At 70.3% G+C, this 24,788-nt stretch carries 19 protein-coding genes; 17 read left to right on the top strand and 2 right to left on the bottom strand.

What is annotated here, in order from left to right; all coding sequences use genetic code 11:
* Positions 1 to 10: 10 nt before the first annotated feature.
* The 12 genes from AC07DC_RS34590 (at position 11) to AC07DC_RS34535 (ending at position 16,080) form a co-directional block, all read left to right on the top strand.
* Positions 11 to 1,858: an FAD-dependent monooxygenase gene (locus AC07DC_RS34590; RefSeq protein WP_478918462.1), complete on the top strand. Its 1,848-nt coding sequence runs from the start codon at positions 11 to 13 to the stop codon at positions 1,856 to 1,858.
* Positions 1,859 to 3,553, top strand: a complete 1,695-nt coding sequence (locus AC07DC_RS34585) for an FAD-dependent monooxygenase (protein ID WP_478918461.1) — start codon at positions 1,859 to 1,861, stop codon at positions 3,551 to 3,553.
* Positions 3,550 to 5,526, top strand: a complete 1,977-nt coding sequence (locus AC07DC_RS34580; protein ID WP_478918460.1) for an FAD/NAD(P)-binding protein — start codon at positions 3,550 to 3,552, stop codon at positions 5,524 to 5,526. The genes AC07DC_RS34585 and AC07DC_RS34580 overlap by 4 nt, the downstream gene beginning before the upstream one ends.
* Positions 5,523 to 6,986, top strand: coding sequence for a nitrosuccinate lyase (locus tag AC07DC_RS34575; protein ID WP_478918459.1), 1,464 nt, complete (start codon positions 5,523 to 5,525; stop codon positions 6,984 to 6,986). Before AC07DC_RS34580 ends, AC07DC_RS34575 begins: the two co-directional genes overlap by 4 nt.
* A 38-nt stretch (positions 6,987 to 7,024) precedes the next feature.
* The gene (metK, locus tag AC07DC_RS34570) at positions 7,025 to 8,233 is read left to right on the top strand and encodes a methionine adenosyltransferase (protein ID WP_478918458.1); all 1,209 of its coding nucleotides are present in this window, start codon (positions 7,025 to 7,027) and stop codon (positions 8,231 to 8,233) included.
* Positions 8,234 to 8,387: 154 nt separating this feature from the next.
* A complete protein-coding gene (locus AC07DC_RS34565) occupies positions 8,388 to 9,380 on the top strand; it encodes a carbohydrate kinase family protein (RefSeq protein WP_478918457.1) in 993 nt (330 codons plus the stop codon).
* Positions 9,377 to 12,865 carry a methionine synthase gene (gene metH, locus AC07DC_RS34560; RefSeq protein ID WP_478918456.1) on the top strand — a complete coding sequence of 1,163 codons (3,489 nt, stop codon included), beginning with the start codon at positions 9,377 to 9,379 and terminating at the stop codon, positions 12,863 to 12,865. The genes AC07DC_RS34565 and metH overlap by 4 nt, the downstream gene beginning before the upstream one ends.
* Positions 12,862 to 13,782 carry a methylenetetrahydrofolate reductase [NAD(P)H] gene (metF, locus tag AC07DC_RS34555; RefSeq protein ID WP_478918455.1) on the top strand — a complete coding sequence of 307 codons (921 nt, stop codon included), beginning with the start codon at positions 12,862 to 12,864 and terminating at the stop codon, positions 13,780 to 13,782. Before metH ends, metF begins: the two co-directional genes overlap by 4 nt.
* A gap of 98 nt (positions 13,783 to 13,880) precedes the next feature.
* Positions 13,881 to 14,393 (top strand): methylated-DNA--[protein]-cysteine S-methyltransferase, encoded by a 513-nt coding sequence (locus AC07DC_RS34550; protein ID WP_478918454.1) that lies wholly within the window; start codon positions 13,881 to 13,883, stop codon positions 14,391 to 14,393.
* A gap of 130 nt (positions 14,394 to 14,523) precedes the next feature.
* Entirely contained in the window at positions 14,524 to 15,252 is a 729-nt protein-coding gene (locus AC07DC_RS34545; protein ID WP_478918453.1) for a 2OG-Fe(II) oxygenase, read from the top strand.
* A gap of 16 nt (positions 15,253 to 15,268) precedes the next feature.
* Positions 15,269 to 15,592, top strand: a complete 324-nt coding sequence (locus AC07DC_RS34540) for an Ada metal-binding domain-containing protein (RefSeq protein WP_478918452.1) — start codon at positions 15,269 to 15,271, stop codon at positions 15,590 to 15,592.
* Positions 15,589 to 16,080, top strand: a complete 492-nt coding sequence (locus tag AC07DC_RS34535; RefSeq protein WP_478918451.1) for a hypothetical protein — start codon at positions 15,589 to 15,591, stop codon at positions 16,078 to 16,080. The genes AC07DC_RS34540 and AC07DC_RS34535 overlap by 4 nt, the downstream gene beginning before the upstream one ends.
* 89 nt (positions 16,081 to 16,169) lie before the next feature.
* Here the strand turns inward: AC07DC_RS34535 and AC07DC_RS34530 are convergent, their stop codons facing one another.
* Positions 16,170 to 17,159, bottom strand: a complete 990-nt coding sequence (locus AC07DC_RS34530) for a helix-turn-helix transcriptional regulator (RefSeq protein ID WP_478918450.1) — start codon at positions 17,157 to 17,159, stop codon at positions 16,170 to 16,172.
* A 93-nt stretch (positions 17,160 to 17,252) separates the two neighbouring features.
* Here AC07DC_RS34530 and AC07DC_RS34525 point away from each other — a divergent pair, with 93 nt between their 5' ends.
* Both AC07DC_RS34525 and AC07DC_RS34520 read left to right on the top strand, forming a co-directional pair.
* Positions 17,253 to 17,651 carry a VOC family protein gene (locus AC07DC_RS34525; RefSeq protein ID WP_478918449.1) on the top strand — a complete coding sequence of 133 codons (399 nt, stop codon included), beginning with the start codon at positions 17,253 to 17,255 and terminating at the stop codon, positions 17,649 to 17,651.
* Positions 17,652 to 17,781: 130 nt separating this feature from the next.
* Positions 17,782 to 18,105 carry a plasmid stabilization protein gene (locus AC07DC_RS34520; RefSeq protein ID WP_478918448.1) on the top strand — a complete coding sequence of 108 codons (324 nt, stop codon included), beginning with the start codon at positions 17,782 to 17,784 and terminating at the stop codon, positions 18,103 to 18,105.
* A 77-nt stretch (positions 18,106 to 18,182) separates the two neighbouring features.
* Here the strand turns inward: AC07DC_RS34520 and AC07DC_RS34515 are convergent, their stop codons facing one another.
* Positions 18,183 to 19,040, bottom strand: coding sequence for an RNA polymerase sigma factor SigF (locus AC07DC_RS34515; protein ID WP_478918447.1), 858 nt, complete (start codon positions 19,038 to 19,040; stop codon positions 18,183 to 18,185).
* A 445-nt stretch (positions 19,041 to 19,485) separates the two neighbouring features.
* On the opposite strand from AC07DC_RS34515, the gene fdh reads away from it, so the two are divergent.
* The 3 genes from fdh to nrfD are packed head-to-tail and all read left to right on the top strand — an operon-like array spanning position 19,486 to position 24,784.
* Positions 19,486 to 22,788: a formate dehydrogenase gene (gene fdh / locus AC07DC_RS34510; protein ID WP_478918446.1), complete on the top strand. Its 3,303-nt coding sequence runs from the start codon at positions 19,486 to 19,488 to the stop codon at positions 22,786 to 22,788.
* The gene (locus tag AC07DC_RS34505) at positions 22,785 to 23,741 is read left to right on the top strand and encodes a 4Fe-4S dicluster domain-containing protein (protein ID WP_478918445.1); all 957 of its coding nucleotides are present in this window, start codon (positions 22,785 to 22,787) and stop codon (positions 23,739 to 23,741) included. Before fdh ends, AC07DC_RS34505 begins: the two co-directional genes overlap by 4 nt.
* The gene (nrfD, locus tag AC07DC_RS34500) at positions 23,738 to 24,784 is read left to right on the top strand and encodes an NrfD/PsrC family molybdoenzyme membrane anchor subunit (protein WP_478918444.1); all 1,047 of its coding nucleotides are present in this window, start codon (positions 23,738 to 23,740) and stop codon (positions 24,782 to 24,784) included. Before AC07DC_RS34505 ends, nrfD begins: the two co-directional genes overlap by 4 nt.
* Positions 24,785 to 24,788: the final 4 nt, after the last annotated feature.

Genomic DNA, 24,788 nt, shown 5'->3' with positions numbered 1-24,788 from the left:
AGGAAGCGTGATGAACTCATCCCGTCGACCCGAACCGGCCGACCGGCGCACCCCCGTACTCATCGTGGGCGGAGGCGGGTCGGGACTCACCGCCTCCCTGGCCCTGTCGGGGCTCGGTGTCGGCTCCCTGCTCGTCGAACGCCACCCCGGCACCTCGACGCTGCCCAAGGCGCACATCCTCAACGCCCGCACCATGGAGGTCTTCGGGCAGCTGGGCGTGGCCGGTGACATCTACCGCGAAGGCGCTCCGCAGGAGAACTGCGGAGCGATGGTATGGCTCTCCAGCCTCGGCGGCGACCAGCCCTACGACCGCAAGGTGCTCTACCGGACCAGCGCGTACGGCGGCGGTGAACTGGCCGAACGCTACGCCCGCGCCTCCGCCTACCCGCACGCCAACCTCGGCCAGCGGTGGTTGGAACCGCTGCTGCGCCGGCACGCGGAGGAACGCGCCCCTGGCCAACTCCTCTTCCACCACGAGCTGGTCGGACTCGATGAGGACGGGGACGGCGTCACGGCCACCGTGCTGGACCGCACCGCCGACCGGACCTTCCGGGTGCGGGCCGGGTACGTCATCGCCGCCGACGGCGGCAAGACCGTCAGCCGTCTGCGCGGCATCCGCATGACGGGCACCCCGACGTTCCTGGAGTGGATCAACCTCCATGTGCGCGCCGACTTCTCGGAGTTCATCCCGTACGACGACGCCGTCGTCAACCGCGTGTCCAGCCTGTCGGACGACGGGACGCTGGAGCACTGCGGAGTGGTGCCGATGGGACCGCGCCGGTGGGGGCGATACTCCGAGGAGTGGACACTGATGTTCTCCCGGCCGCCGGGCGCCGCCGCACTCGACGACGACACGATCGTCAAGATGGTGCGCCGCACCCTGAAACTCCCCGACGACCACGCCATGGACGTCCGGAGCGTCAGCCGCTGGCCGGTCGAGGGCACCGTCGCCGAGCACTTCCGCTCCGGCCGGGTCTTCCTCGTCGGCGACGCCGCCCACCGCCATCCGCCGTCCGGCGCCCTCGGCCTCAACACCGGTGTCCAGGACGCCCACAACCTCGCCTGGAAACTCGCCCACGTCCTCGACGGGCAGGCCGCCCCCGCGTTGCTCGACAGCTACGAGGCGGAGCGCCGCCCGGTGGCCGAACGGGTCGTCGAGCGGGCGCTGTACTCGCTGTTCAACCAGATCGCGTTCACCTCGGGCACCGGGGTGGTGCAGGGAGCCCGGCCGGAGTGGAACCGCGCCCAGATGACGGCGCTGTTCTCCGACACCCCGGACGGCGCGACCCGGCGCGCCGTGCAGCGCGAGTACTTCGCCACCAACCGGATCACCACCGAGCACCTGGGCCTGGAGATGGGGTCCGACTACGGTGACGCCGGCTTCGTCGGCGACGACGGCACCGAGCGCCTGGAGCAGGATCCGCTCGGCCTCGAACACGTCCAGGACGCCCGCCCCGGGTCCCGGCTGCCGCACGCCTGGCTGCGGCACAGCGGGCAGCGCGTCTCCACCCACCATCTGCACGCCGGGGGCGGATCGTTCCTGCTGCTCGCCGGCTCCGGGGGCGCTCCCTGGCTCGCGGCCGTCGAGGAGGTGGCGGACACCTGCGGTGTCGCGGTCACCGCGTACGCCGTCGGGACCGGCGACGGGCCCTGGGACGGGCCCTGGGACGACGACGGCGCCTGGACGGAGCTGCGCGGCCACGACGACGACGGAGCGGTCCTGGTCCGCCCGGACGGCTACGTCGCGATGCGCTGGCTGGTGGGGCAGGCGCGGCCCGCCGCCGCTCTCGCGGCGGCGCTCGACCTGGCGCTGGCGCGCGGTGCGCGCGGTGCGGTACGACCGGGAGGGCGTGACTAGATGTCCGAGCCGCTGCGGACCCCCGTCGCCATCGCCGGTGGCGGACCGGTCGGGCTGATGCTCGCCCTCTTCCTCGACCACCACGGCATCCCCAGCACCGTCTTCGGCACCGGCCGGCCCCGGCGCGACGAGCCGCGCGGCACCACCCACGACGCCCGGACGATGGAGCACTACCGCCGGCTGGGCGTCTCCGGCCCGATCCGACGGCTCGGACTACCCGCCGGCCACCCCACCGACATCGCGTACTTCACCCGGTACAACAGCCCCGAACTGTCACGGTTGCCGCAACCCGCGCCGACCCAGCGGCTGCGGCAGGTCGCCGCGGCGCCCCGCACGGACCAGCTCCCCGAGCCGGCCCACCGCGCCGACCAGACGTCCGTCGGGGACTTCCTCTCCGAACACGCCAGGACCCGCCCCAACATCACCCTGTGCGGCGGCCGGCAGATCACCGGATTCGACCAGGACGCCGGGCAGGTGCGCGTCCGCGCCGAGCACCCGGGCCATGCCGACGAGGAGTGGACCGCGCGGTACGCCGTCGTCAGCGACGCGGGACCCGGCTTCGTCCAGCAGGAGCTGGGCATCCGCTATGAAGGCCCCGCAGCCGGCGCCCCCGGCCGGCCGGACGCCGGGCTCCGGGCGACAGCGGCGCACCTGCGCCTGCCCACCTTCCACCGAGAGGTGCTCTCCGGACAGCCCGCCTGGAGTTACTGGGCGATGAACGCCGAACTCGTCGCGAACCTCATCGCGCTCAACGGCGAGGACGAGTTCTTCCTGCTGACCAGTTCGGTGGACCCCGACACCGCGGACGCGGCCCGGCTCACCGACCTGGTCCGGCGGGCGGCGGGCACCGACCTGCCCGTCGAGGTGCTCAGCCACAGCTCCTGGGCGCCCGGCGCGGCGCTGGTGGCGGAGCGGTTCGTCAAGGGACGGGTCCTGCTGGCGGGCGACGCCGCCCATCTGTTCACCCCGGACAGCGGGTTCGGCCTGAACACCGGGGTCGACGACGCCGCCAACCTCGCCTGGAAGCTCGCCGCCGTCCTCCAGGGCTGGGGCGGCCCCGACCTGCTCGCGACGTACGGCAGCGAACGCCGGCCGATCGCCCTGCGAAACACCGCCGCCGCACGGGAACTCCACACCGCGATAGCGGAGATCGAGCGCCCGGCGGCCCTGGACACCGACACCCCTGAGGGCATGGCGGCCCGCGACCGGGTGGGCGGCCTGCTGCGCTGCCACGGCCAACGGACCGACTCGATCGGGGTGCAGCTCGGCGTCCGCTACGACGGATCACCGATCATCGCCCCCGACGCGGACGCCGAGACCCCGGGCGACCCCTGGGGCATGTACCTCCCGACGAGCGTCCCCGGTGGCCGCACCCCGCACCTGTGGCTGGACGACTGGCACGGCCAGGGCAGTTCCCTGTTCGACCGCTTCACACCCGGCTTCACCCTGCTGCGGCTGGGCCCGGAACCCCCGAGCGGCAAACCGCTGCTCGCGGCGGCCCAGGCGCACGGCATGCCCTTACAGATCCTGGACGTCGAGGGCCGGCCCGCCCGTGATCTCTACGAACGGGACCTGGTCCTCATCCGGCCGGACCAGCACGTGGCCTGGCGCGGAGACCAACTGCCCACCGACCCGGGCGACCTGGTGGCACGGGTGACCGGGGCCGGACGGGCCCTGACGGGGAGGCGGATATGACTGCACGAGACCTGGAAATCTGCGTGGTGGGCGCGGGACCGCGCGGACTGTCGGTCCTGGAACGGCTCTGCGCCAACGAACGCGCCCGCCCGTCCCACCGATCCGTCGTCATCCACGTCGTCGACCCCTTCCCGCCCGGCCCCGGACGGGTCTGGCGGACCACGCAGTCCGCGCTGTTGCTGATGAACACCGTCGCCTCGCAGGTCACTGTCTACACGGACGACAGCGTCGAGATGGACGGGCCCGTCGAACACGGCCCCAGCCTGTACGAATGGGCCAAGTCCGCCGTTCTGGGCGGCAGTACGGACCGTTACGACGACCGCACCCGGGCCGAGGCCCGCGACCTCGCCCCCGACTCGTACCCCACCCGCGCCTTCTACGGCCGCTACCTCGCGCACGTCTACCAGCAGGTGCGGGACCGGGCGCCGGACCACTGCACCGTGCGCGAACACCGCACGCGGGCCGTGGCGCTGGAGGACACCGGCGGTGTCCCCGGCACCTCACAGACTCTCACCCTGGCCGACGGCACCCGGCTGCCGGGACTGGACGCCGTCGTCCTGGCCCAGGGCCACGTACCGTCCCGCCCGACCGCACGCGAGGAGGAGTGGGCCCGCGCCGCCGCCGCCCACGGCCTGACGTACCAGGGCCCGGCCAACCCCGCCGACCTCGACCTGTGCGCCGTCAAGGCCGGCCAGACCGTACTGGTCCGGGGCCTGGGGCTGAACTTCTTCGACGAGATGGCACTGCTCACCCGCGGCCGCGGCGGCACCTTCGAACGCCGGGACGACGGAACCCTCGTCTACCACCCCTCGGGACAGGAGCCGCAGATTCGGGCCGGCTCACGGCGCGGCATCCCGTACCACGCGCGCGGCGAGAACGAGAAGGGCGCGCACGGACGGCACCTCCCCCGGGTGCTCACCCCGCTGACGATCGGCCGGCTGCGCCGCCGCGCCGTCGACGCCGAGCGCGTCCACTTCGGAACGGACCTGTGGCCGCTGATCGCCAAGGAGGTCGAGAGCGTCTATTACGAGACGCTGCTGACCGCGCGCGGCCAGACCTCCGCCGCGTTGCGCTTCGTCCGCCGCTACCTGGCGGCGCCGGCCGGTGAGGGCGAACGGCTCCTGCTCGACGACTTCGGTATCGCCGAAGCCGACCGCTGGGACTGGCAGGCCATCTCCCGGCCCCTCGCGGAGCACCGGTTCGACGACCGCCACACCTTCCGCGACTGGCTGCTCGACCACCTGGCGCAGGACGTACGCGACGCCAGGGCCGGCAACCTCAGCGGACCCCTCAAAGCGGCTCTGGACGTCCTGCGGGATCTGCGCAACGAGATCCGGCTCGCGGTCGACCACGGCGGCCTGGAGGGCAATTCCTACCGTGACGACCTCCAGGGCTGGTACACCCCGCTCAACGCATATCTGTCCATCGGCCCGCCCGTCTCCCGCATCGAGGAACTGCGGGCCCTGATCGAGGCCGGCGTGGTGGAGATCATCGGCCCGGACCTGGAGATCGGCATCGACACCGGCAGCCGCCCCGCGTTCGTGGCCGTCTCCAAGACCCTCGACACGGAACCCGTCCGCTCGACCGTCCTCATCGAGGCCCGGCTGCCGGAACCCGACCTCCGGCGCACCGGGGACGCCCTGCTGCGCCAACTGCTCACCAGCGGACAGGCGGTCCCGTACCGGCTGCAGGGAAGCTGCGGCACCGAGTACGAGACTGGCGGCCTGGCCGTCACGGAACGCCCCTACCGGACGGTGGACGTCCACGGCCGCGCCCACCCCCGCCGCTTCGCGTACGGCGTCCCCACCGAATCCGTCCACTGGGTGACGGCGGCCGGCATCCGGCCCGGCGTCAATTCGGTGACGCTCGGCGACTCCGACGCCATCGCCCACGCGGTCCTGGCTCTCACCCCCGCACGGGGCGGGACCGCCGCCGAACGGTACGAAAGCGGCCTGGCGGAGGTGGCGTCATGAGTGAGGCCGTCACGAGTGAGGGCTTCGACGGCGGGACCGACAGCGGACTGTTGTCGCCGGTACGCGTCGGCGTCCCCGTGGAGGAGGCGGTCTGCGACCGCGCCTGGCTCCAGGCGATGCTCGACGCGGAAGCGGCGCTGGCCCGCGCCCAGGCGGCGCTGGGGACGATGCCCGCGCCGGCCGCCGTGGCGATCACCCGCGCCGCCCGCGCCGATCGGATGGACCTGCGCTCCCTGGCCCTGGCCTGCCGGGAGACCGCCAACCCCGTCGTCGGCCTCGTCCAGTCCCTCACCGCGGCGGTCGCGGCCACCGACCCCGCCGCGGCCGAGTACGTCCACCGGGGATCGACCAGCCAGGACGTCCTGGACACCGGTGTCATGCTGGTGTGCCGCGACGCGCTGCGGCTGATCGGCGCTGACCTGGAGCGGACCGCCGCGGACCTGGCCGGCCTCGCCGGACAGCACCGGAGCACCGTCATGGCGGGCCGCACCCTGGCCCTGCACGCGGTACCCACCACCTTCGGCCTCAAGGCCGCCGGCTGGCGGGCGCTGGTCATGGACGCCGGAGCCCGGCTGCGCGCCGTGGAGCGGACGCTGCCGGTCTCGCTCGGTGGCGCGGCGGGCACCCTGGCCGGCTACCTGGAGTACGCGACGCCCGACGGCCCGCCGGACGACCCCGACCGCTATCTTGACCGGCTCGTCGACCGGTTCGCCGCCGAGACCTCGCTGGCCCGCCCGGTCCTGCCCTGGCACGCGCTGCGCACCCCCGTCGTGGACGTAGCGGCGGCCCTGGCCTTCACCGCCGGGGCGCTGGGGAAGATCGCCGCCGATGTGCAGGTGCTGACCAGGACCGAGATCGGCGAGGTCACGGAACCCGCCGTCGCCGGACGCGGCATCTCCTCGGCCATGCCCCACAAACGCAACCCCGTACTGGCCACCCTGATCCGCAGCGCGGCCCTGCAGGTCCCCCTGCTGGCCACCGGACTGACCCAGTGCCTGATCTCCGAGGACGAACGCTCCGCCGGCCCCTGGCACGCCGAATGGCTGCTGCTGCGCGAAAGCCTGCGGCTGACCGGCGGCGCCGCCCACACGGCCGCCGAACTCGCCGGCGGGCTGGTCGTCAGCCCCGGCCGGATGCGGGAGAACCTGGCGCTCACCGGCAGTCAGATGGTGACCGAACGGCTGGTGGCGGTCCTGGCCCCGCACCTGGGCCGGGCCCGCGCCAAGGGACTGCTCAGCGCCGCCTCACAGACCGCCGTCCGGGAGAGCCGGCCGCTGTTCGAAGTCCTGCGCGCGCACCCGGACGTCGCCCGCTGTCTGGACGACACAACCCTGGAGAAGTTGCTCGACCCCACGGCCTACACCGGCGCCGCCGAAGCGCTCGTCGACCGGGCCCTGGCCGCGCCGTCCCCGTTCGACAGCCCGATGACCGCGTCCGACTCCGAACCGACCGTCCGCTGACCATCCGCCGACCATCTGCTGAGCGAAGGACCGTACTGATGTCGACACGCCTGTTCACCTCCGAGTCCGTGACCGAGGGACACCCCGACAAGATCGCCGACCAGATCAGCGACACGATCCTGGACGCCCTGCTGCAGGAGGACCCGGCCGCCCGGGTCGCCGTGGAGACCCTGATCGCCACCGGTCAGGTGCACATCGCAGGCGAGGTGACCACGTCCGCCTACGTGCCCATCGACCAGCTCGTGCGCAACAAGATCCTGGAGATCGGCTACGACTCCTCCTCGAAGGGCTTCGACGGCGCCTCCTGCGGCGTCTCCGTCTCCCTCGGCACCCAGTCGCCCGACATCGCCCAGGGCGTCGACAACGCCTACGAACACCGCACCGGCGGCGAGGACGGGGAACTCGACCAGCAGGGCGCGGGCGACCAGGGCCTGATGTTCGGCTACGCCACCGACGAGACCCCCAACCTGATGCCGCTGCCGATCGAACTGGCCCACCGGCTCTCCCGCCGCCTCTCCCAGGCCCGCAGGGACGGCTCGATCCCCTATCTGCGCCCCGACGGCAAGACCCAGGTCACCATCGAGTACCGGGGCAGCCGGCCGGTACGCCTCGACACCGTCGTCGTCTCCTCGCAGCACGCCGCCGACATCAGCCTGGACGGCCTGCTCACCCCGGACATCCGCGAGTACGTCGTCGAACACGTACTGGCCGAACTCGCGGAGGACGGCATCAAGCTCGACACCGACGGCCACCGGCTGCTGGTCAACCCGACCGGACGCTTCGAGATCGGCGGTCCGATGGGCGACGCCGGACTGACCGGCCGGAAGATCATCATCGACACGTACGGCGGGATGGCCCGGCACGGCGGCGGCGCGTTCTCCGGCAAGGACCCGTCCAAGGTGGACCGTTCGGCCGCCTACGCGATGCGCTGGGTCGCCAAGAACGTCGTCGCCTCCGGTCTCGCGGAGCGCTGCGAGGTCCAGGTCGCCTACGCGATCGGCAAGGCCGAACCCGTGGGCCTGTTCGTCGAGACCTTCGGTACCGCCAAGGTCGCCGTCGACCGCATCGAGCACGCCATCGCCGCCGTCTTCGACCTCCGCCCGGCAGCCGTCATCCGCGACCTGAACCTGCTGCGTCCGATCTACGCCCGGACGGCCACGTACGGCCACTTCGGCCGGGAGCACCCCGACTTCACCTGGGAGCGCACCGACCGCGTCCACGCCCTGCGCCGGGCCGCCGGTCTCTGACGCCGGGAAAACGACCCCCGGCACCACCCCTCCGGGCGTCCCGCCGCCCGAAAGGCAGGTACTGCCGCACAGGACGACCCCCGACACCGGAAGCCCCCGATACAAGAAGCCCCCGATACAGGAAGCCCCCGACACAGGACGAGGAGATGACGTCGTGCGTATCGCCGTCACCGGATCGATCGCCACCGACCACCTGATGGTCTTCCCCGGACGTTTCGCCGACCAGCTGATGCCCGAACACCTTGAGCGGGTCTCTCTGTCGTTCCTCGCCGACACCCTGGAGGTGCGGCGCGGGGGAGTGGCCGCCAACATCGCCGTCGGCCTGGCCCGGCTGGGCCTGCGGCCCGTGCTCGCCGGCGCGGCGGGCAAGGACTTCACCGACTACGACGCATGGCTCCGGGAGACCGGAGTGGACACCGGATCCGTCCGCGTCAGCGAAACCCTCCACACCGCCCGGTTCGTGTGCACCACCGACGCCGACCAGAACCAGATCGCGACGTTCTACGCCGGCGCCATGTCCGAGGCGAAGCACATAGCCCTCGCCCCGATCGCCGAACACGCCGAACACGCCGAATCCCCCGGGCTCGTCGTGATCGCGCCCAACGACATCGACGCCATGCTGCGCCACACCGACGAGTGCCGGCTCCTCGGCCTGCCATTCGCAGCCGACCCCTCACAGCAGCTGGCCCGGCTCGACAGAGAGCAGACCTGCCGGCTGGTGGAGGGCGCCACCTACTTGTTCACCAACGAGTACGAGGCGGCGCTGCTCCAGGAACGCACCGGCTGGACCGAGGACGAGATCCTCCACCGGACCGGCACCTGGATCACCACCCTCGGCCCCGGCGGCGTGATGATCGCGAGCGAGGGCCAACCCCCGTTGAACGTTCCCGCGGTACCCACCCTGGCCCCGGCCGACCCCACCGGCGTGGGCGACGGCTTCCGGGCCGGCTTCCTGGCCGGTATCGGCGCCGGCCTGGCCCTCGAACCGGCGGCCCGGCTCGGCTGCGCACTCGCCACGGCGGTACTCGAATCGGTCGGCCCCCAGGAGTACAAGCTCGTTCCCGCCGAACTGCTGCACCGGATCGAGCGCACCTACGGCCCGGCCTCCGCAACCGAGATCGAGCCGGTCCTTCCGGGGCTGTCATGACCGCCCGAGGACAGGACCTCCGGGCGGCGTTCGCGTCGCGGGTGGTGGTGGGCGACGGTGCGATGGGCACGATGTTGCAGGAGCAAGATCCGTCGATGGACGACTTCGAGAACCTGGAGGGTTGCCATGAGGTTCTGAACGTGACGCGGCCGGACATTGTGCGGTCGGTGCACGAGGAGTACTTCGCGGCGGGTGTCGACTGCGTCGAGACCAACACCTTCGGTGCGAACCTGGCGGCGCTGGGGGAGTACGACATTCCGGGCCGCATTCATGAACTGTCGGTGGCCGGTGCCCGGCTGGCCCGTGAGGTGGCGGACGGTTTCGCGACGCCGGACCGGCCGCGCTGGGTCCTGGGCTCGGTCGGGCCCGGTACGAAGCTGCCGACACTGGGCCACGCCCCCTACGCCGCCCTGCGGGACGGCTACGAGGCGAACGTCGCCGGCCTCGTGGAGGGCGGCGTGGACGCGATCCTGGTGGAGACCACCCAGGACCTGCTGCAGACCAAGGCCGCCGTCCTCGGCGCGCATCGCGCTCTGCGGAAACTCGGAAGCAACCTGCCCATCATCACGCATGTGACCGTCGAGACGACGGGCGCGATGCTGCTGGGTTCCGAGATCGGTGCGGCGCTGACGGCGCTGGAGCCGCTCGGTATCGACATGATCGGTCTGAACTGCGCCACGGGACCGGCGGAGATGAGCGAGCACCTGCGCTATCTGTCGCGGCACGCCCGTATCGCCGTTTCGTGCATGCCGAACGCCGGCCTGCCGGTGCTGGGCAAGGACGGCGCGCACTACCCGCTGTCGCCCGAGGAACTGGCCGACGCCCACGAGGCATTTGTCGGTGAGTACGGGTTGTCGCTGGTGGGCGGTTGCTGCGGGACGACGCCCGAACATCTGCGGCAGGTCGTCGAGCGGGTGCGAGGGCGGGATCTGTCCCTGCGCAGCCCGATGTCCGAACCGGGAGCCGCGTCGCTCTATCAGTCGGTGCCGTTCCGGCAGGACGCGTCTTACCTGGCGATCGGGGAGCGGACGAACGCGAACGGGTCGAGGAAGTTCCGGGAGGCGATGCTGGAAAGGCGTTGGGACGACTGCGTGGAGATGGCGCGCGACCAGATCCGCGAAGGCGCCCACCTGCTGGATCTGTGTGTCGACTACGTGGGCCGGGACGGCGCCGCCGACATGGCCGAGATCGCCGGCCGCCTCGCCACCGCCTCGACGCTGCCGATCGTGCTGGACTCCACCGAGGTCCCGGTGTTGCGGGCGGGGTTGGAGAAGCTGGGTGGCCGGGCGGTCATCAACTCGGTGAACTACGAGGACGGTGACGGACCTGAGTCACGTTTCGCGCAGGTCACGGCGCTGGCCTCGGAGCACGGTGCTGCGTTGATCGCGTTGACGATCGACGAGGAGGGGCAGGCGCGCACTCCGGAGCACAAGGTCGCCATCGCCGAGCGGCTGATCGAGGATCTGACCGGCAACTGGGGCATTCAGGAGTCCGACATCCTGGTGGACTGTCTGACGTTCACCATTGCGACCGGTCAGGAAGAGTCCCGCAAGGACGGGATCTCGACGATCGAGGCGATCAGGGAGCTGAAGCGCCGCCACCCGCTGGTGCAGACGACCCTCGGCCTGTCGAACATCTCCTTCGGGCTCAACCCGGCCGCCCGTACAGTGCTGAACTCCGTGTTCCTCAACGAGTGCGTGGCGGCGGGCTTGGATTCCGCGATCGTGCACGCTGCGAAGATCGTGCCGATCGCTCGCATCCCCGAGGAGCAGCGGGAGATCGCCCTGGATCTGGTCTATGACCGGCGTCGTGAGGGCTACGACCCGCTGCAGGCCTTCCTGGAGGCGTTCGAGGGTGTCGACATGAAGTCGGTGAAGGCGGGGCGTGCGGAGGAGTTGGCCGCGCTTCCACTGGACGAGCGGTTGCAGCGGCGGATCATCGACGGTGAGAAGAACGGCCTGGAGCAGGATCTCGACGAGGCCCTGACCGTCCAGTCGGCCCTGCAGATCGTCAATGACACGCTGCTGGAGGGCATGAAGGTCGTCGGTGAGCTGTTCGGTTCCGGGCAGATGCAGTTGCCGTTCGTGCTGCAGTCCGCCGAGGTCATGAAGATCGCGGTGGCGTATCTGGAACCGCATATGGAGAAGTCGGATGCGGAGGGCAAGGGCACGATCGTGCTGGCCACCGTGCGTGGCGACGTCCATGACATCGGTAAGAACCTCGTCGACATCATCCTGTCCAACAACGGCTACAACGTGGTGAACCTGGGGATCAAGCAGCCGGTGGCGGCGATCCTGGACGCGGCGACCGAGCACAAGGCCGACGTGATCGGCATGTCGGGGCTGCTGGTGAAGTCCACGGTGATCATGAAGGAGAACCTGCAGGAGCTCAACCAGCGCAAGATGGCCGCCGACTACCCCGTCATCCTCGGCGGCGCCGCCCTGACCCGCGCGTACGTCGAGCAGGATCTGCACGAGATCTACGAGGGCGAGGTCCGATACGCCCGTGACGCGTTCGAGGGCCTGCGGCTGATGGACGCGCTGATCGCCGTCAAGCGCGGGGTGCCGGGAGTGACGTTGCCGGAGTTGAAGCAGCGGCGGGTGCCGATACGTCCGGCGGTCGTGGAGGAGCCGGACGAGGAGCGCGGTTCGGTCCGGTCGAACGTGGCCACCGACAACCCGGTCCCCATCCCGCCGTTCTGGGGCAGCCGCATCATCAAGGGCACGCCGCTCAAGGACTACGCGGCCTGGATCGATGAGAACGCGCTGTTCAAGGGGCAGTGGGGGTTGAAGTCCGCGCGGGGTGGCGGCCCGTCCTATGAGGAGTTGCTGGCATCGGAGGGCCGGCCGCGGTTGCGGATGTGGCTGGACCGGCTGCACACCGAGAACATGCTCGAAGCGGCCATCGTCTACGGCTACTTCCCCTGCGTGTCCAAGGGCGACGACCTGATCATCCTCGGCGAGGACGGCAGCGAGCGGACCCGTTTCACCTTCCCGCGCCAGCGCCGCGGGCGCCGGCTGTGCCTGGCGGACTTCTTCCGCCCGGAGGACTCCGGCGAGACCGACGTCATCGAGATGCAGGTCGTCACCGTCGGCAACCGGGTCTCGGTCGCGGCGAACGAGATCTTCGCCGCGAACGCCTACCGCGACTACATGGAACTGCACGGACTGTCCGTCCAGTTGACCGAGGCGCTGGCGGAGTACTGGCACGGACGCGTCAGGTCCGAGCTGGGCATCGCCTCAGCGGACCCGGACAACCTGGACGCGATGTTCCGCACCGAGTACCAGGGCTGCCGCTACTCGCTCGGCTACCCGGCCTGCCCGAACCTGGAGGACCGCGCCAAGATCATGGACCTGCTCCAGCCGGAACGCATCGGGGTCAACCTCTCCGAGGAGTTCCAGCTGCACCCCGAGCAGTCCACCGACGCGATCGTCATCCACCACCCGGAAGCCAGCTACTTCAACGCTCATGGAGGACCCTCATGAGCACGCTGCGCGAAATCCTGGCCACCGGCACCCGCACGTTCTCGTTCGAGTTCTTCCCACCCAAGACCGACACCGGCGAGCGCACCCTCTGGCGGACGATCCGGCAGATCGAATCGCTCTCACCGACCTTCGTCTCCGTCACATACGGCGCAGGAGGATCGTCCCGGGACCGCACCATCGCGGTGACGGAACGGCTCGCCTCCGACACCACGCTGCGCCCGGTCGCCCACCTCACCGCGGTCGGCCATTCGGCGGCCGAACTGCGTCACATCGTGGGCCGCTACGCCGACGCCGGTATCCGTGACGTCCTCGTTCTGCGCGGCGACCCGCCGGGCGACCCCGGCGGCCCCTGGGTCACCCACCCCGGAGGTTTTGCGTACGCTCACGAGCTGGTCAGCCTCGTCACGACCCTGGGCGAATTCAGCGTCGGCGTGGCCGCCTTCCCCGAGCGGCACCCCCGCTCGCCGAGCTGGGACGACGACATCCGGTACTTCGTCGACAAGTGCCGGGCCGGCGCCGACTACGCCGTCACCCAGATGTTCTTCGATGTGGAGGACTATCTGCGGCTGCGCGACCGGGTGGCCGCCGCGGGGTGTGACACCCCGATCATCCCGGAGATCATGCCCGCGACCGACGTCCGGCAGATCCGACGCTTCGCCGAACTCAGCAACGCGACGTTCCCCGCGCACCTGGCCCGCCGGCTCGACGCGGCCCGTGACGACCCGGCCGAAGGACACCGGATCGGGGTCGGCCACGCTACCGCCATGGCGGAGCGGCTGCTCGATGAAGAGGCGCCCGGGCTGCACTACATCACCCTCAACCACTCGACGGCCGTACTGGAGATCCACCGGAACATCGTCCAGTACATGGGCCTCCCGGCCACCACTCTGACCAGGCCTGTAACGGCCGCTGTATAGCGGTGCGGACAGTGAATGCCGTGTCCGATTTCCGCCAGCTCCGGCGTCCCGTCCAACGCATAGTGAGGGGTGAGGACAGCTACGAAGGGACCACGATCATGACGCTCTACAGCATTGCCGGAAGCCCGCTCGGCGACCTTCTCCTGGTGGGCGAGACGTCGGCCACGGTAAGGAGCGGGGTCGCGCTCGCGTCGCTGTCGATGCCCGGCCAGAAGGGCGCGGTGGTCGTCCAGGACGACTGGCGGCGCGACGATGAGGTCTTCTCCGATGTGGCACGTCAGCTCCGCGGCTACTTCTGCGGGAGCGCAAAGACCTTCGACCTGGAGTTCGCGCCTACGGGCACGGAGTTCCAGCAGCGCGTCTGGCGGGCGCTGGACGACATCCCGTACGGCACGACGACCACCTACGGGCACCTTGCGGATCAACTCGGAGTCGAGCGCGCGGAGATCCGCGCCGTGGGCGCGGCGATCGGGGCCAACCCGCTGCTCCTGGTCCGCCCCTGCCACCGGGTCATCGGGGCTGACGGCTCGCTGCGCGGCTACGCGGGCGGTGTCAAGCGCAAGCAGGACCTCCTGATCCACGAAGGAGCCCTGCAACCCGTTCTCATCTGACGCGTATCCCACCGGACCGCGCCACCGCCGAACGATCCCGAGCCGCGCAGACCGCGGACGGCCGGCCCAAGGCCGGCCGCCGCCCGCCGGATCGTGGATCCATCCGTCCCCACCCCCTCCGGAGAACCCCATGCGTACCGCTTTCACCGTCACCGAGGCCCGCCGCAGGGTGGCCGCCGCCGACTGGACGGCCGTGGCCGCCGAGCTCGACGCCCAGGGCTGTGCCCTGACCCCGCCGCTGCTCACCCCTGACGAGTGCCGTGCCCTGACCGCGCTGTACGACGACGCCGACCGCTTCCGTTCCACCGTCGACATGGCCCGTCACCGCTTCGGCTCCGGTCAGTACCGCTACTTCACCCATGATCTTCCGGAGCCGGTACGGCAGTTGAGGCGAGCGCTGTACCCGCGCCTGCTCACCGTCGCCCGTGACTGGGCGCAGCGGCTGGGGCGGCCCGCTCCGTGGCCCGACGACCTGGAGGAGTGGACCGAGATGTGCCACGCGGCCGGCCAGGACAGGTCCGCGCAGATCCTGCTCCGCTACGGGCCGGACGACTGGAACGCCCTGCACCGCGACGTCTTCGGCGACATGCTCTTCCCGCTCCAGGTGGTCGTCGGTCTCGACGCCTACGGGACGGATTACACCGGTGGGGAGTTCCTGCTGGTCGAACAGCGGCCCCGGGCCCAGTCGCGCGGCATCACCACCGTCCTGCCACAGGGGCACGGCCTGATCTTCACCACCCGGGACCGGCCCATCCGCTCCACCCGCGGCTGGTCGGCCGGCGGTATGCGGCACGGCGTCAGCACCGTACGGTCCGGCCGCCGCCACGCCCTTGGCCTGGTCTTCCACGATGCGGCCTGACCCAATGCCGCCTGGCATGGACGCGGCGGTGGGCACCGGTGTCGCCCGCTACACCCTCGTCGGCCCGTCCGGACAGACGTTCCGCAGCACGGCGCCGGGCACCCTCGGCGGACACCGGCGCGGCCGGCTGTACGGGCGGCTCGACTGCCCGTCGGCTCTGCGGGTCATCGCCCACGGCGGTTACGTCCGTGACCGGGTCTTCTTCCAAGACGAGGCTACGGCGGTGGCCGCGGGCTACCGTCCGTGCGCCGTCTGCCTGCCGCGGGAGTACCGGCACTGGAGGTCCCAGCAGGAGAGCCCAGCGTGCCGAGGACGCTGGGAAGGGGAGGGCACGACATGACCGGACCGCAGTCGCGGGATCTCTCCCGCTCCCCGCTGATGCCCGTGGCGCAGGCTGCCCGGTACGCCGGGATGCCACCGCCCGCTCCGCACACCGAGGCTGAACTCCGTTCGCTGCTGGCTCTGCTGACGGCGCCTGCCGCCGGCATCTCGACGGTCGCGGTCGGGCACAGCCGGGACGCGGCCTCACGGGCGGCGGCCGAAGCTTTCACCGCCGGGTGGCAGGCCGCCGGGGGCACGGTCGTCGCGGTCGTGGACTGGCCGGAGCAGGCAGCCTCCTGGCTGCGGCCGGCCGTACGTCTCACGGCGCAGAGCCCGGACGCGTGGGTCATCGCCGCCGCCCCGCTCGGCTGGGCCCAGCTGAGCCGCAGGCTCAGGCTCAGCACGGACTGGGATCCGAACCGCACCTTCGCCTTCGCTTCCGTGGAACCGGACGTGGCCCTGGACCCGCACCCGGAAGTGCACCCGGACGTGCGTCGGGCCCGCTGATCCTCGACGTCCGGCACGCCGCGCGTGCGTGTAGCACCCATCACTCTCGCCTTCCTGGTTGCTGCGCGCCTGCGGACGCAGCTTGGCCGTCAGGCCTGGCGGGCGCGGGCGGCGAGGCGGTCGGAGAGCGCAAGGACGAGGTCGCGTAGTTCTTCGGGGCGTTCGATGATGAACGGCCGGTCGAGGGAGGCGAGCACCGGAGGCAGCCAGTCGAGCCGCTCCGCCCGTAGTTCGACGAGCAGCCAGCGTTCGGTCGCAGGATCCGCGCCTGCCGCCGACGCGGGTTCCTCCACACTCGCAACGCTGGCGGGAAGCCAGGTGCGGATCTGCTCGAGCGTCCCTTGGATCCGCAAGGTCACCTGATGCCGGTAGGCAGCCGTGGCGAAACCGGACAGGACACGCTGCGTCGGGTCCAGTCCGGCGGGTGCCTCGAACGAGCCGGGCAGGGCCCTTGTGTCTGTGATGCGGTCGAGTCGGAAGGTCCGGTCCTTCCTGATTTCGGGGTCCGTGCCGGTGACGTACCACCGGCCCGCATGGGCTACAACCCCGTACGGGTGCAGCGTGCGGTCGCTGAGCCGACCGTCGCGGTCGGTGTACCGGATCGAGACCGGTCGTTGGTGACGTACCGCATCGGCGATGGTGAGTAGGACCTCGGCGTCAGGGGTGGTGAACTCACCGGGTGGTTCGGTGAAGGAAAGGGACTCCAGGACCGTGTCGACTCGGCGGGCGAGGCGCTCGGGCAGCACACGGCGGATTTTGGCTGCTGCCGTGATGCTCGCGGTGGCTGTCGTCGTCATCAACCCCGCTCGGCGGCCGGCGACCAGGCCGAGCAGCACGGCGATGGCCTCATCGTCGCTGAGCATGAGCGGTGGCAAGCGGTAGCCGGGTGCGAGGCGGTAGCCGCCGTAGCGGCCGCGTACTGCCTCGACCGGCACGTCGAGATCGATCAGCTGGTGCACATACCGCCGCACGGTGCGTGCGTCGACGCCGAGCCGGCCGGCGAGTTCGGCCATCGTCCGGGTGCCGCCGGACTGCAGCAGCTCCAGGAGGGTGAGCACACGGCCGGTGGGTCGAGACATGTTCCGAGCCTAACGCGAATACTGGACCGATTCTGTCCACTATTTGTTCTAGCGTGCGAAGGGCAACGACCCCACGAATCTAGGGAGAACACCATGGACTTCGTCTCGATCCGGATCATCACCGGCGACGTCGCACGCCTCGTCGAGTTCTATGAGAAGACCACCGGGGTCCCGGCGACCTGGTCCACCGAGGACTTCGCCGAACTGAAGACCCGCAGCGCCACTCTCGCCATCGCCGGCACCCGTACCGTCCCGCTGTTCGCGCCGGGCTCCTCCCACCCGGCCGACAACCACAGCGTGATCATCGAGTTTCTGGTCGACGACGTGGACCGCGTGCGCGAGAACCTGACCGGCTTCGTCACTGACTTCGTCAACGAGCCCACCACAATGCCCTGGGGTAACCGGTCGCTGCTGTTCCGCGACCCCGACGGCAACCTCGTCAACTTCTTCACCCCGGTCACCCCGGCGGCGATCGCGAAGTTCGCCCGTTGATACCAGGAGATGTGTGCGCCGGGGCACCCGCACGGGTGCATCCGCGCGCCGGGCTGCGGGTTCATGCCGAGACTGGGCGGGCAGGCGAAATGACGCGTTCCGGATCCAGCGGATGGGAGTGGTGAGTCGGATGCCCAGGGGATCGAGTCCGAAGCGGGAGCGGCAGTACGAGCACATCAAGGACAGCGAGAAGAAGCAGGGCAAGAGCACGAAGCGGGCGACGGAGATCGCGGCGCGGACGGTGAACAAGGAACGGGCCCGGGCAGGCGAGTCCAAAACCGCCAGCCGCACCTCCACCCGGGACATGTCGTCCGCCGAGCGCGGCGGGCAGCGCTCGCACTCCGGCTCCGGCGGCCCCACCAGGGACCAGTTGTACAACGAGGCCCGTCAGCGCAACATTCACGGCCGCTCCACCATGAACAAGGCGCAGCTGGCCAAAGCCCTCGGCCACTGAACTCATTGACCCATCAACCGCGGGAAACCGCGCCACTGAAGCAGATCCCCCCTGAGGCCTTGGGGCCCGGTTCGGACTCAAGCCATCAGGTGGTTGCGCAGTTGGGTGAGGGTGCGGTTGAGGAGCCGGGAGATGTGCATCTGGCTGACGCCGAGTTCGGCGCCGATCTGGGCCTGGGTCATTTCCAGGCCGAATCGCATGTTCAGGATCTGGCGGTCGCGTTCGGGCAGGGCCGCGATCAGGGGCTTGAGGGCGACGAGGTTCTCGATCCCTTCCAGGGCCGGGTCGACGTTGCCGATCTGCTCGGACAGGGCTCGGTCGATGTCGCCGCCGGCGGCGCCGACCATGGGCAGATCCAGAGTGCCGGCGGTATAACCGTTGGACGCGACCAGCCCCTCGGTGACCTCCTCGGGCGTGATGTCGAGGAAGGCCGCGAGCTCCGCGGTGGTGGGGTCACGCTTCAGCTGGTCCGAGAGCGTTTCGACGGCCTTGGCGAGATCGAGTCGCAGTTCTTGCAAACGCCGGGGGACGTGCACGGCCCAGCTCGTGTCGCGGAAGAACCGCTTGATCTCGCCGGAGATGTAGGGGATGGCGAAGGTGGTGAATTCGACCTCGCGGGAGAGTTCGAACCGGTCGATGGCCTTGATCAGGCCGATCGCGCCCACCTGGATGATGTCCTCGCGCGATTCGGAGCGGTTACGAAACCGTCGGGCGACGAACGCGACCACGGCCATGTTCAACTCGATGAGGGTGTTGCGCGTGTACTGGTACGCCCGCGTGCCCTCCTCCAGCGTGCGCAGGCGGTCGAAGAACAGCTTGGACAGTTCCCGCGCGTCGGCCGGAGCGATCTTGCCCGCATCCTCGATCCACGGCAGCTGTTCGTTGCCCGAGGCGGGAGCGGTGATCGTGGTCTGCGGTGCCGTGTTGATCATCATGACTGCTCCTCATCCTGTCGAGTTCGTCCCGCAACTGTCTGCTTTGTACCCATCGAGTGGGAGCGCACACCATGGCCTCCGATGCGGGAGCTCACGGACCGGAGATCCGGGTCCGGGTCCGGATCAGGGGCCGCATGGGCCCGCCGGCGCCATCCACGCCGGGCGAGTCCCGTGACTGGAGTCTGCTTCCATGGTGCACAAAAACTATGGTGGTGACAATAGATAATCTCGAATCCTGTGGCTACCATCCTTGTCGCGGCTAGCGGACCCGGAGAGCTGCGGGCCTCTCCGTGAGCAGGGTGAAAACGAGGCGAGGACCCCGCCAGGGGCAGACAGCAGAAGGCGCCGGCCCAGACGGCGGTGGCGGATGCGAGGGGGCCGGCATGGAGGCAGAGTTATGGGGCAGCCGGACCGTAGTCCAGGGCGTTGCGAACCGGAGGTCACGATGGGCGTCCGCACACTGATCCAGGGATGGCCCGTGTACCGGCAGCTCACCGGGACGGATCCTCTGGGTAGAGGCGCTGCCGCAGCATCGTCGCAGCAGAGGACCGCGCGGACCGCCGGCGCCGACCGGGTGGTGGGTTCGATCTGCCCGTACTGTGCCGTGGGCTGCGGGCAGCAGGTCTACGTCAAGGACGACCGTGTCATCCAGATCGAGGGCGATCCCGACTCACCCATCAGCCGCGGTCGGCTCTGCCCGAAGGGCTCGGCGACGCTTCAGCTGACGACCGGCTCCGCTCGGCGCCACGAGGTGCTCTACCGGCCTCCGCACGGCCGCGACTGGCAGCAGCTGGATCTGGAAACGGCCATGGACATGGTGGCCGACCGCGTGGTGGCGACTCGACGCGACACCTGGCAGTGGGAGACCGACGACGGCCTGCGCGTCGCGCGGACGCTGGGCATCGCCAGCCTCGGTGGGGCGACGTTGGACAACGAGGAGAACTACCTCATCAAGAAACTGCTGACCGGCCTCGGCGTGGTGCAGGTGGAGAACCAGGCCCGGGTCTGCCACAGCTCCACAGTCTCCGGCTTGGGCACCACCTTCGGCCGCGGCGGCGCCACCACCTTCATGCAGGACCTGCAGAATTCCGACTGCATCGTGATCCAGGGATCCAACTTCGCCGAGGCCCATCCCGTCGGGTTCCAGTGGGTGCTGGAGGCCAAGGCTCGGGGCGCGCAGATCATCCATGTCGATCCGCGGTTCACCCGCACCAGCGCGCTGGCCGATCTGCATGTACCGATCCGGGCGGGAAGCGACATCGCCTTCCTCGGCGCGATCATCAACCACGTCCTGGAGGAGGGCAAGGACTTTCGGGAGTACGTCCTCGCCTACACCAACGCCGCGACGCTGGTGAGCGAGGAGTTCCAGGACACCGAGGATCTCGACGGTGTCTTCTCCGGACTCGACGAGGAGCGAGGCCATTACGACCCGATGAGCTGGCAGTACCAAGGCGCCCAGGTACAGGCCCCTTCCGGCGAGGTGGACGAGCAGTACGACAGGAGCGCCGACGACGGCGACGAGGGCGGTAACGGCGAGCGGTCGCACGCCGACACCCAGGGCAAACTGGCGGCCTCGGGCGCGTCGGAGACACACGGCTCAGGCGGAGCGCAGGCGCACGCCAACCCCGAACGCGACGAGACGCTGCAGCACCCCCGCTGCGTCTACCAGATCCTCAAGCGCCACTACGCCCGGTACACCCCGGAGATGGTGGAGGCCACGTGCGGGGTACCGCGCGAGACGTTCCTGCGGGTGTGCGCCGCGCTGACCGACAACTCCGGCCGCGACCGTACTTCGGCTTTCGTGTACGCGGTCGGCTGGACGCAGCACTCGGTGGGCAGCCAGTACATCCGCGCCGCAGGCGTGCTGCAGCTGCTGCTCGGCAACATCGGACGGCCCGGCGGCGGCATTCAGGCACTGCGCGGACACGCCAGCATCCAGGGATCCAGCGACATCCCGACGCTCTTCAACCTGTTGCCGGGCTATCTGCCCATGCCGCACGCACACGCCCACGAAACCCTGGACGCCTTCGTCGACGCCAGCCGCACCGACAAGGGTTTCTGGGGAAACATGCGGGCCTACTTCGTCAGCCTGCTCAAGTCCTACTACGGCGACGCGGCCACCGCGGAGAACGATTTCTGTTTTGATCACCTGCCCCGGCTGACCGGCTCCCACGGAACCTACGACACCGTGTTGGCCCAGCTCGACGGCACCTGCAAGGGCTACTTCCTGCTGGGCGAGAACCCGGCCGTCGGCTCCGCCAACGCCCGTCTGCAGCGACTGGGGATGGCCAACCTGGACTGGCTGGTCGTCCGCGACTTCTCCCTCATCGAGTCAGCGACCTGGTGGCAGGACGGCCCCGAGATCGCGACGGGGGAGCTGCGGACCGAGGACATCGGCACCGAGGTGTTCTTCTTCCCGGCCGCGTCCCACACCGAGAAATCCGGGTCGTTCACCAACACCAACCGGTGGCTGCAGTGGCACCACGCGGCTGTCGAACCTGATGGTGACGCCCGCAGCGATCTGTGGTTCATGTACCACCTGGGCCGGCGGATCAAGGAGAGGCTGGCCCATTCCACCGACCCGATGGACCAGCCGGTGCGGGATCTGACGTGGGGCTATCCGGTCGACGGCCAGCTGCGGGAGCCGGTCAGCGAGGCGGTGCTCGCGGAGATCAACGGTCACGGTCCCGACGGGGCGCCGCTGAGCGCCTACACCGAACTCAAGGATGACGGTTCCACCGACTGCGGCTGCTGGATCTACTGCGGAGTCTTCGCCGACGGCGTCAACCAGGCGGCCCGCCGCAAGCCGCACACCGAGCAGGACTGGGTGGCCGCCGAGTGGGCCTGGGCCTGGCCGGCCAATCGTCGGATCCTGTACAACCGGGCGTCCGCAGCGCCGGACGGCCGGCCGTGGAGCGAGCGCAAAGCGTACGTCTGGTGGGATCCGGAGGCCGGATCGTGGACCGGTCACGACATCCCGGACTTCGTCCCGGACCGCGATCCGACGTATGTGCCGCCCGAGGGGGCGACGGGCCCCGACGCGTTGCGCGGTGACGACCCGTTCATCATGCAGGCCGACGGCAAGGGTTGGCTGTACGCACCGGCCGGTCTCGAGGACGGACCGCTGCCCACGCACTACGAACCGCAGGACTCACCATTCGCCAATCCGCTGTACGCCGGGCAGAGCCGTTCGCCTGCCCGGCAGCTGCATTCGCGGCCGGGCAATCGCTACCATCCCAGCGGCGACGAGCCCGGCGCGGACGTGTACCCCTACGTGGTGACGACCCACCGACTCACCGAGCATTTCACGGCCGGCGGGATGAGCCGCTGGTCGCCGTACCTGTCGGAACTGCAGCCGGAGCTGTTCTGCGAGGTCTCGCCGGAACTCGCCGCGGAACGCGGGCTGGAACACGCGGGCTGGGCCACTCTCATCACGGCCCGCGGAGCCATCGAGGCGAGAGTCATGGTGACCCGGCGCATCACCCCTCTGACCGTGCAGGGCCGCACCGTCCACCAGATCGGTCTGCCCTTCCACTGGGGCCCCAACGGCCTGTCCACCGGCGACGCGGCGAACGAACTGGTTGCCATCGCTCTGGACCCGAATTCCCGCATCCAGGAGGACAAGGCGCTCACCGCCGACATCCGGGCCGGCCGCAGGCCCAGGGGAGCCGCTCTGCCGCGCCTCGTCGCCGAGTACCGGGACCGCGCGGGCATCACTGAACACACCGGGACGGAGACCCGATCATGACCGAGCCGCACGGGAATCTGCTGTCGGGCCCGGAGCCTGACCCCGCGGGTGATGCGGGGCACGCCGGGCATCCGGACCGCGTCGGATTCTTCACCGACACATCCGTCTGCATCGGCTGCAAGGCCTGCGAGGTGGCCTGCAAGGAGTGGAACGCCATCCCCGAGGACGGGCTGTCCCTGACCGGGATGTCGTACGACAACACCGGCGGGCTCGGCGCCTCCAGTTGGCGGCATGTCGCGTTCATCGAGCAGTCGTCGACGCCCGAGGCCGAAGCCCCCGCGGCTGCTCCTCCCGCAACCGAACCCTCTGGCGACGAGCGGCCTACGAGTGCGGCAGCCGGGCCGCCGTCACCCGAGGGTCGCACGGAGCTGCGCTGGCTGATGTCGTCCGACGTGTGCAAGCACTGCACCCACGCGGCGTGCCTGGACGTCTGTCCGACCGGTTCGCTGTTCCGCACCGAATTCGGCACGGTCGTCGTGCAGGAGGACATCTGCAACGGTTGCGGCTACTGCGTGCCCGCCTGCCCCTACGGCGTCATCGAACAGCGCGAAACCGACGGCCGGGCCTTCAAGTGCACCATGTGCTACGACCGGCTGGGCGCCGGCCAGGAGCCCGCGTGCGCCAAGGCGTGCCCCACCGAATCCATTCAGTTCGGACCGCTGGACGAACTGCGGGAGCGGGCCGCACAGCGCGTCGACCAACTGCACGAAGCGGGCGTGACCGACGCTCGGCTCTACGGCCACGACCCCGAGGACGGCGTCGGCGGTGACGGAGCGTTCTTCCTGCTGCTCGACAAGCCGGAGGTGTACGGGCTTCCGCCGGATCCGGTCGTCACCACCAGGGACCTGCCGGCTATGTGGAAGCACGCGGGCATCGCCGCACTGTCGCTCGCCGGCGGGATCGCGCTCACCTTCTTCCCCTCACCCTTCACACGACGGAAGGCAGGACGATGAGTGGCTCCGACGTCACCCGGGACGGGATCCAGGGTGCCCGGCCCGGACGGCAGGCGAGTCCTGCCGCTCTCCAGGCCGGTCGCGGTGGCCGCCGGCGCAAACGCCGCGGCGAGGAACTCATGGTGCCCCGGGCCGAGTTCACGTCCTACTACGGAAGGCCGGTGATCAAGGCTCCCTCCTGGGAGGCCCGCGACATCGCCGGCTACTTCTTCCTCGGCGGTCTGGCGGGCGCCGGATCCGTCGTCGCTGCCGGAGCACAGCTGACCGGGCGTCCCGCCATGGCAAGGGCGATGAAGGTGTCGTCGCTTGCCGCCGTGACGCTGTCGGCCGCAGCTCTCGTGCACGACCTCGGCCGCCCGGAGCGATTCGCGAACATGCTGCGGGTGTTCAAACCCACCTCACCGATGAGCATGGGCTCCTGGTTGCTCGCGGGATACGGGCCCGCGGCGGGGGCAGCGGCCCTCACCGCGGTGACCGGCAGGCTGCCGAGAGCCGGTGCCGTGGCCACCGCCGGGGCGGCCGTGCTCGGGCCGGCCGTCGCCGCGTACACCGCGGTGCTCGCCGCGGACACCGCGGTTCCGGCCTGGCACGACGCGCACCGGGAACTGCCGTATCTGTTCACGGCCTCCGCGACGGCCGCTGCCGCGGGTATGGCGCTGGTTCTGGCACCCGTCACGGAGACAGGTCCGGCACAGCGCGCCGCGGTCCTCGGTGCCGTTGCCGATCTGGCCACCATCAGGATCATCGAGCGGCGGCTTGGAATCGTCGCCGAGACCTACCGGACGGGCACCGCGGGACAACTCCTGCGTGCGGCCGAACTGCTCACCGCGGCAGGCGGTCTCGGCGCGGCGCTGTCGGTGGGCTCCGGCCGCAGGGCCGCCGTCGCCGGAGGTCTGGCCCTGCTCGCCGGATCGGCCTGCACGCGCTTCGGCGTTTTCCGGGCGGGAATCGCCTCGGCTGAAGATCCCCGCTACAGCGTCGTGCCGCAGCGCGATCGACAGGCCCGTGAGCGGCAGGATGGGCAAACAGGGAAGAACCCGTGACGCG

The sequence above is a fragment of the Streptomyces sp. NPDC045021 genome, assembly GCF_056432645.1.
This window is presented reverse-complemented; position numbering and strand designations above follow the sequence as displayed.

What these genes read in the sequence shown, in the direction of transcription:
- AC07DC_RS34590 (WP_478918462.1), top strand. Translation starts at nt 11, where the DNA reads ATGAACTCATCCCGTCGACCCGAACCGGCCGACCGGCGCACCCCCGTA.
- AC07DC_RS34585 (WP_478918461.1), top strand. Translation starts at nt 1,859, where the DNA reads ATGTCCGAGCCGCTGCGGACCCCCGTCGCCATCGCCGGTGGCGGACCG.
- AC07DC_RS34580 (WP_478918460.1), top strand. Translation starts at nt 3,550, where the DNA reads ATGACTGCACGAGACCTGGAAATCTGCGTGGTGGGCGCGGGACCGCGC.
- AC07DC_RS34575 (WP_478918459.1), top strand. Translation starts at nt 5,523, where the DNA reads ATGAGTGAGGCCGTCACGAGTGAGGGCTTCGACGGCGGGACCGACAGC.
- metK (WP_478918458.1), top strand. Translation starts at nt 7,025, where the DNA reads ATGTCGACACGCCTGTTCACCTCCGAGTCCGTGACCGAGGGACACCCC.
- metH (WP_478918456.1), top strand. Translation starts at nt 9,377, where the DNA reads ATGACCGCCCGAGGACAGGACCTCCGGGCGGCGTTCGCGTCGCGGGTG.
- metF (WP_478918455.1), top strand. Translation starts at nt 12,862, where the DNA reads ATGAGCACGCTGCGCGAAATCCTGGCCACCGGCACCCGCACGTTCTCG.
- AC07DC_RS34550 (WP_478918454.1), top strand. Translation starts at nt 13,881, where the DNA reads ATGACGCTCTACAGCATTGCCGGAAGCCCGCTCGGCGACCTTCTCCTG.
- AC07DC_RS34545 (WP_478918453.1), top strand. Translation starts at nt 14,524, where the DNA reads ATGCGTACCGCTTTCACCGTCACCGAGGCCCGCCGCAGGGTGGCCGCC.
- AC07DC_RS34540 (WP_478918452.1), top strand. Translation starts at nt 15,269, where the DNA reads ATGGACGCGGCGGTGGGCACCGGTGTCGCCCGCTACACCCTCGTCGGC.
- AC07DC_RS34535 (WP_478918451.1), top strand. Translation starts at nt 15,589, where the DNA reads ATGACCGGACCGCAGTCGCGGGATCTCTCCCGCTCCCCGCTGATGCCC.
- AC07DC_RS34530 (WP_478918450.1), bottom strand. Translation starts at nt 17,159, where the DNA reads ATGTCTCGACCCACCGGCCGTGTGCTCACCCTCCTGGAGCTGCTGCAG.
- AC07DC_RS34525 (WP_478918449.1), top strand. Translation starts at nt 17,253, where the DNA reads ATGGACTTCGTCTCGATCCGGATCATCACCGGCGACGTCGCACGCCTC.
- AC07DC_RS34520 (WP_478918448.1), top strand. Translation starts at nt 17,782, where the DNA reads ATGCCCAGGGGATCGAGTCCGAAGCGGGAGCGGCAGTACGAGCACATC.
- AC07DC_RS34515 (WP_478918447.1), bottom strand. Translation starts at nt 19,040, where the DNA reads ATGATGATCAACACGGCACCGCAGACCACGATCACCGCTCCCGCCTCG.
- fdh (WP_478918446.1), top strand. Translation starts at nt 19,486, where the DNA reads ATGGGCGTCCGCACACTGATCCAGGGATGGCCCGTGTACCGGCAGCTC.
- AC07DC_RS34505 (WP_478918445.1), top strand. Translation starts at nt 22,785, where the DNA reads ATGACCGAGCCGCACGGGAATCTGCTGTCGGGCCCGGAGCCTGACCCC.
- nrfD (WP_478918444.1), top strand. Translation starts at nt 23,738, where the DNA reads ATGAGTGGCTCCGACGTCACCCGGGACGGGATCCAGGGTGCCCGGCCC.